Source organism: Phaeobacter piscinae (assembly GCF_002407245.1).
Classification (GTDB): Bacteria; Pseudomonadota; Alphaproteobacteria; order Rhodobacterales; family Rhodobacteraceae; genus Phaeobacter; species Phaeobacter piscinae.
In genome coordinates this window covers 3,160,384-3,172,500 of sequence record NZ_CP010681.1, presented here as the reverse complement: position 1 = coordinate 3,172,500, position 12,117 = coordinate 3,160,384, and the positions used below count along the sequence as shown (strand labels likewise).

Genomic DNA, 12,117 nt, shown 5'->3' with positions numbered 1-12,117 from the left:
AGGACATCAATATGATACTCCCCTAGTAGCGGCGAGCGAACGGGGACCAGCCGAGCCTTGAGTGTGAATAGAATGTGTTGGGAAGCACAGCCAGAGTGGGTGATAGCCCCGTATATGAAGCATGATAGGACGTATTAAGTAGGGCGGGACACGTGAAATCCTGTCTGAAGATCGGAGGACCACCTTCGAAGGCTAAGTACTCCTTACTGACCGATAGCGAACCAGTACCGTGAGGGAAAGGTGAAAAGCACCCCGACGAGGGGAGTGAAACAGTACCTGAAACCGAACGCCTACAATCAGTTGGAGGCCCCTTGAGGGCTGACAGCGTACCTTTTGTATAATGGGTCATCGACTTGGTCTCACGAGCAAGCTTAAGCCGTTAGGTGTAGGCGCAGCGAAAGCGAGTCTTAATAGGGCGCATGAGTTCGTGGGATCAGACCCGAAACCGAGTGATCTAGGCATGGCCAGGTTGAAGGTGCAGTAACATGCACTGGAGGACCGAACCCACATCTGTTGAAAAAGATCGGGATGAGCTGTGCCTAGGGGTGAAAGGCCAATCAAACTCGGAGATAGCTGGTTCTCTGCGAAATCTATTTAGGTAGAGCGTCATCCGAATACCCCGGGGGGTAGAGCACTGGATGGGTAATGGGGCCCCACAGGCTTACTGATCCTAACCAAACTCCGAATACCCGGGAGTACTAGATGGCAGACACACTGCGGATGCTAACGTCCGTAGTGGAGAGGGAAACAACCCTGACCTACAGCTAAGGCCCCTAATTCATGGCTAAGTGGGAAAGCAGGTGGGATGTCCAAAACAACCAGGAGGTTGGCTTAGAAGCAGCCATCCTTTAAAGATAGCGTAACAGCTCACTGGTCTAATTAAGACGTCCTGCGGCGAAGATGTAACGGGGCTCAAGCCATGAGCCGAAGCTTAGGATGCACATAGTGCATGGTAGCAGAGCGTAGTGTGACATAGCTTCATGTCTCCTTAGTGTCCTCGGACACATCGGAGACACGAAGCTTTCGATGAAGCGGGCGCGTGAGCGATCCCGTGGAGAGATCACTAGCGAGAATGATGACATGAGTAGCGACAAAGAGTGTGAGAGACACTCTCGCCGAAAGTCCAAGGGTTCCTGCTTAAAGCTAATCTGAGCAGGGTAAGCCGGCCCCTAAGGCGAGGCCGAAAGGCGTAGCCGATGGGAACTAGGTTAATATTCCTAGGCCAGGAGGATGTGACGGATTGTGAAGGTAGTTCATCCTTATCGGATTGAATGGGCTGCTGATCAGTCCCTGGAAATAGCCCTCCATGAGACCGTACCCTAAACCGACACAGGTGGACTGGTAGAGAATACCAAGGCGCTTGAGAGAACGATGTTGAAGGAACTCGGCAAAATACCTCCGTAAGTTCGCGAGAAGGAGGCCCGGTTCCAAGGCAACTTGGAGCTGGGGGCACAAACCAGGGGGTGGCGACTGTTTATTAAAAACACAGGGCTCTGCGAAGTCGCAAGACGACGTATAGGGTCTGACGCCTGCCCGGTGCCTGAAGGTTAAAAGGAGGGGTGAGAGCTCCGAATTGAAGCCCAGGTAAACGGCGGCCGTAACTATAACGGTCCTAAGGTAGCGAAATTCCTTGTCGGGTAAGTTCCGACCTGCACGAATGGCGTAACGACTTCCCCGCTGTCTCCAACATCGACTCAGCGAAATTGAATTGCCTGTCAAGATGCAGGCTTCCCGCGGTTAGACGGAAAGACCCCGTGCACCTTTACTACAGCTTCGCACTGGCATCAGGATTGTGATGTGCAGGATAGGTGGTAGGCATCGAAACCGGAACGCTAGTTCCGGTGGAGCCTCCCTTGAGATACCACCCTTCGCACTCTTGATGTCTAACCGCGGTCCGTTATCCGGATCCGGGACCCTGCGTGGCGGGTAGTTTGACTGGGGCGGTCGCCTCCTAAAGCGTAACGGAGGCGCGCGAAGGTTGGCTCAGAGCGGTCGGAAATCGCTCGTTGAGTGCAATGGCAGAAGCCAGCCTGACTGCGAGACTGACAAGTCGAGCAGAGACGAAAGTCGGCCATAGTGATCCGGTGGTCCCAAGTGGGAGGGCCATCGCTCAACGGATAAAAGGTACGCCGGGGATAACAGGCTGATACTGCCCAAGAGTCCATATCGACGGCAGTGTTTGGCACCTCGATGTCGGCTCATCTCATCCTGGGGCTGGAGCAGGTCCCAAGGGTACGGCTGTTCGCCGTTTAAAGAGGTACGTGAGCTGGGTTTAGAACGTCGTGAGACAGTTCGGTCCCTATCTGCCGTGGGTGTAGGATACTTGAGAGGAGTTGCCCCTAGTACGAGAGGACCGGGGTGAACGATCCACTGGTGGACCTGTTGTTGCGCCAGCAGCAGTGCAGGGTAGCTATGATCGGACAGGATAACCGCTGAAGGCATCTAAGCGGGAAGCCCCCCTCAAAACAAGGTATCCCTGAGGGCCGAGGTAGACCACCTCGTCAATAGGCCGGAGATGTAAGTGCAGCAATGCATTCAGTTGACCGGTACTAATCGCCCGATAGGCTTGATCTGTTCCAGTAACAGTCAGTGACACAAGAACCAAAAGCAAAACAAACTTGGACTTCATGTCGATTGTATCTCCGCGACGTCTCAAAACCGAAACGTCGCGAATATGGATTTTCCTCGGTTTGGTGGTCATAGCGCAAGTGAAACACCCGGTCCCATCCCGAACCCGGAAGTTAAGCACTGTTGCGCCGATGGTACTGCGTCTTAAGGCGTGGGAGAGTAGGTCACCGCCAAACCTAGAAAAATCCATAAACATAAACGATACCAATAAAATATACCTTCAGACAAAAACATCTGAAGAAAAAACGCCCAGTCACAACACGCGTGATCAAGCAGCGGCAGCCTCAAGCAACAAAACGCAATGAGGCAAAACAAAAATGTCGCGGGATGGAGCAGCCCGGTAGCTCGTCAGGCTCATAACCTGAAGGTCGTAGGTTCAAATCCTACTCCCGCAACCAAATATTCCCAACATAACAAATACTTACAGCCGCCTCCGGGCGGTGCTTTGCGGTTGTCTGTTGCGCGCCAAATCAAACTTTGTGGGCGCGATGAGGACGGTAAGGCTGGATATTGCGCTCGTTCATGTTTTTCCGAATGCGGTCAGCATCATACCCATGATCTGCCAGCAGCACTTTCGGCTCAGGTAGATTATCCGCCATGACGAGATCAAAGCCAAGGTAATCTGACGTTTGCCCCGGCCTGATCTCGGTTCTCATTGGCAACCCATGCGCATTGACACGGAGGTGGATCTTCGTCGTGAACCCACCTCATGAGCGGCCAAAACCTTGTGGCGGAGTCCTCCTTTAGCACCCGCCGACTGATGATGGGCGCGGATGACGGTTCTATCGACCATTTCAGTGTGTCTGGAACGGCTCTTCTCTGGTTCAAGGCATCCAGGATGTCCTCCCAAAGCCTTGCCAGGGTCCAGCGCCTGAACTGGCGGTAGACGCTGGACCACTTGCCGAACTCTTTGGGCAAGTCCTGCCAGGGGGCGCCGGTTCGGGAAATCCAGAAAATCCCATCCAGAACAAGGCGGTGGCTGGCGGGCTTGCACCCGTTCGGAGTGCGGATTGTTAGGATGAAGTGCTCAAAAAACGCCCATTCCTCGTCGATCATCAAGTCTCGTGCCAAACTGATCTCCATAGCAGATATCAGCTTGAATCTTGCCTGCGGCACGGTGTGAATCCCTTTTGTCAACATGACCTAGAGTGCAGGTTGATCGGCAGCCAGCGTGATTGGCCCTGGTCTCAGCCCCGCGCGTCTGATGCGCACCTCGGGTAGTTCTGTCCCTGCGATAGTGAACTTGCCACAGCGTTGCCCAAAGAATGGAATGCCTGACAGTTGAGGTGTCCGGCATTGTTAGTTGGCCAATTCGGGGCCCATTAGTTCGTAGGGACCCAATTTCTAATACCCTTACGCCATCATGCTGACTCGAAGGGTCAATTTTCGGCTCGATTTGCGCATAAGGTCGATCAGGTGGTCTTGCTGAAGTGTATCGGTCCCGGATGCAGGCAGGCCACACCATGCGCACCGCCATCGGGCTGCGGCACGATCCGCGCGCAATCCTCCTGCGCGCGCGGGCAGCGTCCGCGAAAGACGCAGCCAGAGGGCGGGTCCATCGGCGACGGCATGTCGCCTGTCATCGGAACGATGCGCTTGGCGCGTTCGGCCACCGGATCAGGGATCGGCACCGCCGAAAGCAGCGCCTGCGTATAGGGGTGCTGCGGATCATCGTAGAGCTGGGCCTTTGGCGCCTTTTCCATGATCCGGCCGAGGTATAGCACCATCACCTCGTCGGAGATGTTCTTCACCACGCTCAGATCATGCGCGATAAAGATTATGGCCAGCCCCAGATCGCGCTGCAGCTCTTTCAACAGCTCGATCACCTGCGCCTGGATCGACACATCCAGCGCCGAAACCGGCTCGTCGCAGATAAGCAGCTTGGGCTCGACGATCAACGCACGGGCGATGCCGATGCGCTGGCACTGGCCGCCGGAGAACTCATGCGGGTAACGGTTGATCATCTGCGGCAGCAGGCCCACCCGCTCCATCATCTGCGCGACGCGTGTGCGGCGTTCCTTGGCGGAGAGACCGGGGCGGTGCGTGGCGAGCGGCTCGGCGATGATCTGCCCCAGCGTCATGCGCGGGTTCAGCGACGCCAACGGGTCCTGAAACACCATCTGGATTTCCGAGCGGTAGGGCTTCATCCGGCGCGGGCTGAGCGACAAGAGATCGGTTTCGCCGCGCCACATCACCTGCCCGGTGGCAGGCACCATCTGGATCAGGCCGCGCGCCAGCGTCGACTTGCCGCTGCCGGATTCGCCCACCACACCGAGTGTCTTTCCGGCTTCCAGCTCGAAATCCACCCCGTTGACCGCGTGCAGGTGGCGCGGCCGGGTCCAGGGCATGTCGCCGGGGCGGGTGAGCGCAAACTTCACATCAAGATTGCGGACAGAGAGAAGCGGGCTCATGCGCTGACCTCCGCGATTGCACGGTGGCAGGCGCGGGCTCGGTTCTGCGCAAAGGGGGCCAGCGCGGGGACCGTCCGGCAATCCTCGCCCGCATAGGCGCAGCGCGGACGGAAGGGGCAGCCTTCGGGCGGGGCTGCCATATTCGGCGGATTGCCGGGGATTGCCTTCATCGCGGCATCCGCATCATCCACCCGGGGCACCGCTTGCAGCAGCCCGCGGGTATAGGGATGCGTCGGCGCGGCAAAGAGCGGTTCCGCAGGACCCCGCTCCATCACGCGGCCGCCATACATCACGACCACCCGTTCGCAAAACCCCGCGACGACCCCCAGATCATGGGTGATCAGGATCGTGGCCATGCCGAAGTCCTGCTGCAGCTCGCTCAACAGATCCATGATCTGCGCCTGCACAGTCACGTCGAGCGCGGTTGTCGGCTCGTCCGCGATCAAGAGGTCCGGCTTGCACAGCAGGGACATGGCGATCATCACCCGCTGACGCATCCCGCCGGAGAATTCATGCGGGTAAAGCCGGATGCGTTCCTTGGCTGCGGGGATCTTCACCGCGTCGAGCATGCGTGCCGACTCCGCCAATGCGTCCTTTTTCGACATGCCCTGATGCAGGGTCAGCACCTCGGTCATCTGGTCAGAAATCCGCATGTAAGGATTGAGCGAGGTCATCGGATCCTGAAAGATCATCGCGATCCGCTCGGCCCGGATCTTGTTGAGAAGTTTGGGCTTCGCGCCCAGGATCTCCTGCGCGTCAAAGCGGACCGACCCCTCGGTGCGCCCGTTCGGGGCCAGCAGTCCCATAATGGAAAAGGCGGTCTGCGACTTGCCCGACCCGCTTTCGCCGACGATGCCCAGGGTCTCCCCCCGGTCGACGGACAGCGACAGGTTGTTGACCGCATGAACCGGTCCGTCTTCGCCATCAAAAGTGACGGAGAGATTGTTGATCTGCAAAAGCGGCATCAGCGGGCCTTGGGGTCGAGCGCGTCACGCAGTCCGTCGCCGATGAAGAACAGGCCGAACAGCGTAAGGCAGAAGAAGAGGAGGGGGAAAATCAGCTGCCAGGTGGTGCCATAGGCAATGGTCCCGGCGCCTTCGGAGATCAGCGCCCCGAGCGAGGTCAACGGCTCCTGCACACCAAGACCCAGAAAGGAGATGAAGCTCTCCGTCAGGATCATCAGCGGCACCAAGAGCGTGGCATAGACGGCGATGACGCCCAGCAGGTTCGGCACGATGTGGCGCAGGATGATGACCGGGGCCGGCACGCCGATGGCGCGGGCCGCCTCGACGAATTCGCGCCCTTTGATGGTCAGCGTCTGGCCGCGCACGATCCGCGCCATCTCCATCCAGGAAATCAGGCCGACGCCCGCAAACAGGATGGTGATCGACCGGCCGTACATCACCAGTAGCAGGATCAGCACAAACATGTAGGGCACCGCCATGAAGATATCGACGAGCCGCATCATGATATTGTCCGTGCGCCCCCCGACGTATCCCGCGATGGCGCCGTAAAGCGTGCCGATGATACAGGCGATCAATGCGCCGACCAGACCGACGGCAAGGCTGATTTGCGTCCCCTGCACGGTGCGCGCAAAAAGATCGCGGCCCAGATCATCGGTGCCGAAGTAATGACCGCTGGCGATCGAGGGCCCGCCCAGTTCGGCGATCTGGCCCATGACGTTGTAGTCCAGTTCCTCGTTCGACCACTGTGCAAAGAAGTTCCCGAACAGGGCAAAGACCACCACAAAGACGAGGATGGCTAGCCCTGCAAGTGCGGCCTTGTTGCGAAAGAAGCGCCGCCGGGCGTCGGCCCAGGGGGACCGGCCTTTCCCCGCAAGCGCAGTGGCTTCGACGGCCGGTTCGGATGTCATTGCCATGTCAGTACCTGATCTTGGGGTCGATCCACCCATAGAGGATATCGACCACGAGGTTGAAGAAGATGGTCAGCGCGCCCATCAGGATCGTCACCCCCATCATCACCGCGTAATCGCGGTTCAGGGCGCTGTCGACAAAGGCCTTGCCGATGCCGCCGGTGGAAAAATAGATGTCGACCACCACCGACCCCGTGATCATCGCCACAAAGGCCGGGCCAAGGTAGGAGATAACCGGCAGCATCGCCGGTTTGAGCGCATGGCGCAGGATAACCTGGCGTTCGGGCAAGCCCTTGGCGCGGGCGGTGCGGATGTGGTTGGAGGTCAGCACTTCAAGCATCGAGGAGCGCGTGATCCGCGCGATGGACGCCATGAAGGAGGTGGAGAGCGCGATCACCGGCATGATCCAATACTCCGGCCCCTGCCAGCCGCCGCCCGGCAGCCAGCCGAGCCAGAGCGTAAACACCAGAACGAGGATCGGCGCCATGACAAAATTCGGCAGCACCTGCGCACCGATCGACACGCCGACCGCTGCGTAATCCAGCAGTGAATTGTGCCGCATCGCCGCAGCGACACCCAGGCTGACCCCGACAATCACCGCCACGGCAAAGGACAGCAGCCCGTAGGTCAGCGTGATCGGGAAGCCTTGCGCGATGATCTCGTTCACCGAGCGGTCCTTGTAGACGAAACTGGGGCCGAAATCGAATTCGCTGACGATGCCCCAGACATATGAGGTGATCTGCCTCCACAGCGGGTCGTCCAGCCCGTATTTTGCATTGAGATTGGCCAGAACCTGTGGCGGCAACTCTCGCTCGGTGGTGAACGGCCCGCCGGGAGCGGAATGCATCAGCAGGAAGGAAATCACGATTAAAAGCAGAAGCGTCGGAACCGCGATGGCAAGACGCTTGAGGATGTAACTGAGCAAAACTGTCGCTCCCGGAACTTGGGTCGAGGTGGCTGGGACGGTAAGCGAGCAGCCGCAGCCTTGGCCGGGCTGCCCGCAGGCCAAAGGTTACTCGGCGATGCGGTACAGATCCTTGCCGTACCAGTTGTTGTTCACGTTGTTCTCCGGCAGCCCTTTGATATCCTCGGCAATCATATCGACATTGGCGTAATGATAGATCGGGATGATCGGCATTTCCTCGGCCAAGATGCGTTCAGCCTCCTGATAGAGCGGCTGCGGATCCTTGGCGGTCTTGCTGTCTTTCATCACCTGATCATAGGCGTCGTTGTAGAACTCGCCGTTGTTGTGGCCAGAGTATGAGGTCAGCAAGTCCAGATAGGTCGAGGCCTCGTTGTAATCGCCGCACCAGGCATAGCGCGCCATGTCGTAGTCCTGGTTCTGCATCCGGTCGGTGTGGATCTTCCACTCGTAGTTGTCGAGCGTGATGTTCACGCCGATCTGCTTGAGCATCTGCGACGCGGCGATGGCGATTTTCTTGTGATCTTCCGAGGTGTTGTACTGCAGTGTCAGGTCCAGCGGGTTGTCACGGCTGTAGCCCGCTTCCGCCATCAGCGCCTGTGCCGCTTCCAGCCGCTGCGTCTGATCCATCTTGTCGGCCCATTCCAGCTCGGGGCGTTTGAAATCGGCGGTCGCCCAATGGGTCCAGTTATAGGAGGCTTTCTGGCCGCCCTGCAGGATCCGGTCCACGATGATGTCGCGGTCGATGGCATAGGCCAGCGCCTTGCGGACGCGCACGTCGCGCAGGGCTTCCGGCCCCTTTTCGCCAACATTCAGCATATAGATGTAGGAACAGTTATAGGGGGTCGAGACCGCCTGTTCGGGGTATTCTTTCTTGAGACGCGGATACTGCCCGGCGGGGATATCCACCCGGTCCAGTTCTCCGGCAAGATACCGCGTCAGCCCCTGGTTCACGTCATTGATGGTCAATGCGGTGAGGGTTTCCATCACCACATTCTCAGCATCCCAATAGGTGTCGCTCTTCTCCATCACGACCCGCTCGCCCAATTGATGCTCGGTCAGCGTATAGGCGCCGTTGCCCACCAGCGTGCCTGCATCGGTCCAGTCGTCGCCATGCTGCTCTATCTGGCTTTGCGGCACCGGGAAGGTCGATGCATGGACCAGCATCTGCGGGAAATAGGGCAGCGGCGTGGTGATCTTCACCTCAAGCGTATGGTCGTCCACCGCCCGCACGCCCAGCTCTTCCGGCGGCATATCGCCCGCGATGACCTCAGGGGCGTTCTCCACCTGCATCAGTTCCATGTACCATGCGTATTCCGACGCGGTCGCGGGATCGGCCAGTCGGCGCCAGGCATAGACAAAATCACCGGCGGTCACCGGTTCTCCGTTCGACCACTTGGCATCCTGGCGCAGGTTGAACGTATAGGTCATGCCGTCCGCAGAGGCTTCGTGATCCAGTGCGACGCCAGGCACCAGCTCGCCGTTGCCATCCTCGTTGTACAGCCCCTCGAAGATATTGCGCAGCACGTCCGACCCTTCAGCATCGGTGTTGATCTGCGGATCCATCGACTTGATCGCGTCCAGAAGCCAGAAGGTATAGGTCTGATCCTCGGCCAGCTTGGTGCCCTCGGGCACATCTGCCGCCTGTGCCTGGAGGGCTAGGCCCAAGACAAGCGCCGAAGAGACAAGTGTCGTGCGAATTTTCATGGAGGCTCTCCCTTTGATGGAATTATTCTCGTCTTGATTGATGTCATCCAACCGGAAACTGTTTTCAGTTGCAAGTGGGTGCTTCGCGTCACCGGCAGGCATCAGCTTCGTGAAGGTACAATGCGTTTGGTGCTGGACATGGGAGCCCTTGAGGCGACATTGGTTCGAGCCCAATGGAGGACCGCCAGCTTAATTCCCATTGGCAGACGATCACCGACTTCCGTGAAGATCGGTTGTGCGGCGCATGCGCTAGAACAACGGGTGAAGACGGCTGGATCCGACAGCGGTAAGCGGGTCTCGCAGGGCTGATACCAACGAGAATGTTAACCTTCTAAAGAAATACCAAAACCTAAACAGAAGCACCCATATTAATTGACACCAAGGGAGCAGATCACTCGCGACGACGCAAACTGAGAGAAGATAGAGGACGTGCATTTGTTCGGAATTGACTTATCGTCTCGTGTTACACCTAGAAACGACTATTCACGATCAGCAAGATTACCGCGTCTTGGCTTCTTGCGAAAGTAAATCAAGGAATGTTCTCCCCACAAGATTGAGCTTGGCCCCTCTGCGAATAGCGGTTTGCACCGTTACGGGGCGATCAAATCCTCCGTTTGCGATATTCTTCATTCGCCCTGCCGCTACCCAGTCCTTGGCAAAGTATGAGGGAAGATACCCGACGTATCGGTCCGTCAGTATAAGCAACGCGATCGCTTCCATTTGATGGCCGATTGCGTTTGAGGGTAGGTGGCGAGTTTTGGGTGCGACGGTATTTTCATTTAAATATGCTCGCTTAGCAAACAGTGAATTACGTAGCTCTTTTTCCTGCTCTTCCGGGCAGTCAATGGCAAACAGCGGATGCCCAGAACCACAATAGAGGCAAACGGTCTCTTTGCAGATATCGTTGTAGACCAATCCTGGCTTTGGAGAATGGAAGGGGCCGATCCCGATTGGAACCTTGCCGTCAAGTACGGCGTACTCAATGTCATTCGGGGCGAGTGAGTGTAGCTCAATCCTTACATCCGGTGCCATTGCGCTGAATTTAGACAGTGAGCGCACGATTGGGGCTGAGTTATTAGAGGCCCAGTTTTCGATGACGCCCAATGCGAGATGACCGAAAAGACGGCCGCGTGATCCGTCAACGGTCTCCTGAAATTCCCCGAGTGCGCCGAACAATTTCTGCGCTGCTTGGTAGACTGTGTTTCCCTTTTCGGTAACGCGAAAGCCAGTCCTGCCCCGGTCACACAGGCGCATCCCAAGCCGGGTTTCCAATTCCGATATCTGCCTCGAGATCGTGGAGGTCGCCACGTTGAGTACGACCTGGGCATTGGAAAAACCTTCCGCATCTACGACGACGCAAAACACGCGCAATAGATGAATATCGACCTTTGAAACCTGCCTTGCAACCATGGCTACCCCGACTACAGCGTCGTTAAGGTCATTTTGATTGCAATATTATGCAAGTTCAATCCCGATTATTGTAATTTAATACACTTGGAAAGTGGGCACATTAGCGTTTGGGGAGGTTCTTGCGGTGATGACCAAGCGGATCAGCTCTAGGAGAGGTTTTTCAACAATAGCAGCAATGGCAATTTGGAGAGTGAAATGAAGAGACTAGCGACTTGGATGTCCAGTGGATTGTTGGCTACGCTTGGAACTGGCGCGCTGGCCGCTGATGTGGTCATTGGTGTGCCAAACTGGCCATCGGTTCGTGTAACGGCGAATGTTCTCAAGATCGTGCTTGAGGATAATCTTGGCCTTGATGTTGAACTGCAAAACGGCAGCAATCCGATCGTCTTTGAAGCTATGGACTCCGGGGCCATGCAGGTCCACCCAGAAGTCTGGTTGCCAAACCAGGCTAATCTTCACAACACGTTCGTGAAGGAAAAGGGCACTGTTGCCATGAACCCGAATGGCATACCGGCAGATCAGGCCATGTGTGTCACCAAAGGAACTGCTGAGCGTACCGGCATCAAGGCGCTGTCAGAGTTAAGTGATCCTGATATGGCGGCCAATTTCGACAGCGATGGCGATGGTATGGGAGAAATCTGGATCGGTGCCGCAGGTTGGGCATCAACCAATGTCGAGAAAATCCGTGCCAAATCCTACGGGTACGATCAAACAATGACGCTTAAGGAAATGGATGAGACCTTAGCACTCGCTGAGGTTGATGCCGCGACTGATCAAAATACCAATGTGGTGTTCTTCTGCTATACGCCGCATCACATGTTCCAACTGTATGATCTCGTCCAGTTGGAAGAGCCGCCGCATGATCCTGCAAAGTGGAATGTTGCGCAGCCCACTGATGATCCGAATTGGCTGGAGAACTCCTCTGCGGCGATGGCCTGGGACAAGGCTTACCTGCATATCCACTATCAGGCTGCCATGGACGAAAGCGCGGCCGCAGTTCTGTCCAAGGTTAACCTGACCTCCGATCAAGTGTCAGCGATGGTCTATGCCTTGATCGTTGACGAAATGGATGCGGAGGTGTTTGCCCGCAAATGGGTTGAAGAGAACGCGGACCAAGTGGACAACTGGCTGAACTGATTTTTGTTCTTTGTCGCTTGCGCCCCCGC

At 57.0% G+C, this 12,117-nt stretch carries 7 protein-coding genes, 1 tRNA gene, 2 rRNA genes and 1 pseudogene (1 of these 11 only partly in view); 4 read left to right on the top strand and 7 right to left on the bottom strand.

Translation table 11 applies throughout. The features are described from left to right. The 3 genes from phaeop14_RS15055 to phaeop14_RS15045 form a co-directional block, all read left to right on the top strand. Window positions 1-2,574, top strand: a 23S ribosomal RNA gene (locus tag phaeop14_RS15055); it begins 254 nt to the left of the window's first position. A 115-nt stretch (window positions 2,575-2,689) separates the two neighbouring features. Then, window positions 2,690-2,804 (top strand): 5S ribosomal RNA (rrf, locus tag phaeop14_RS15050). 145 nt (window positions 2,805-2,949) lie between these two features. After that, a tRNA-Met gene (locus tag phaeop14_RS15045) sits at window positions 2,950-3,026 on the top strand. A gap of 78 nt (window positions 3,027-3,104) precedes the next feature. On the opposite strand, the pseudogene phaeop14_RS15040 reads toward phaeop14_RS15045, so the two are convergent. From phaeop14_RS15040 to phaeop14_RS15010, 7 genes and pseudogenes are all read right to left on the bottom strand, one after another. Beyond that, window positions 3,105-3,711, bottom strand: a pseudogene (locus tag phaeop14_RS15040) (IS5 family transposase); the annotation flags it as partial. A 329-nt stretch (window positions 3,712-4,040) separates the two neighbouring features. Beyond that, entirely contained in the window at window positions 4,041-5,039 is a 999-nt protein-coding gene (locus tag phaeop14_RS15035; protein WP_096789995.1) for an oligopeptide/dipeptide ABC transporter ATP-binding protein, read from the bottom strand. After that, window positions 5,036-6,004, bottom strand: a complete 969-nt coding sequence (locus tag phaeop14_RS15030; protein ID WP_096789994.1) for an oligopeptide/dipeptide ABC transporter ATP-binding protein — start codon at window positions 6,002-6,004, stop codon at window positions 5,036-5,038. The genes phaeop14_RS15035 and phaeop14_RS15030 overlap by 4 nt, the downstream gene beginning before the upstream one ends. Then, window positions 6,004-6,918 carry an ABC transporter permease gene (locus phaeop14_RS15025; RefSeq protein ID WP_096789993.1) on the bottom strand — a complete coding sequence of 305 codons (915 nt, stop codon included), beginning with the start codon at window positions 6,916-6,918 and terminating at the stop codon, window positions 6,004-6,006. Before phaeop14_RS15025 ends, phaeop14_RS15030 begins: the two co-directional genes overlap by 1 nt. Window position 6,919: 1 nt before the next feature. After that, a complete protein-coding gene (gene oppB, locus phaeop14_RS15020) occupies window positions 6,920-7,837 on the bottom strand; it encodes an oligopeptide ABC transporter permease OppB (RefSeq protein ID WP_096789992.1) in 918 nt (305 codons plus the stop codon). 87 nt (window positions 7,838-7,924) lie between these two features. Continuing rightward, window positions 7,925-9,541, bottom strand: a complete 1,617-nt coding sequence (locus phaeop14_RS15015; protein WP_096789991.1) for a peptide ABC transporter substrate-binding protein — start codon at window positions 9,539-9,541, stop codon at window positions 7,925-7,927. A gap of 498 nt (window positions 9,542-10,039) precedes the next feature. Continuing rightward, window positions 10,040-10,951, bottom strand: a complete 912-nt coding sequence (locus phaeop14_RS15010) for a LysR family transcriptional regulator (protein WP_040181827.1) — start codon at window positions 10,949-10,951, stop codon at window positions 10,040-10,042. Between the two features lie 195 nt (window positions 10,952-11,146). Here phaeop14_RS15010 and phaeop14_RS15005 point away from each other — a divergent pair, with 195 nt between their 5' ends. Next, complete coding sequence (locus tag phaeop14_RS15005) at window positions 11,147-12,088, top strand: ABC transporter substrate-binding protein (protein ID WP_040181824.1); 942 nt, start codon at window positions 11,147-11,149, stop codon at window positions 12,086-12,088. Window positions 12,089-12,117: the final 29 nt, after the last annotated feature.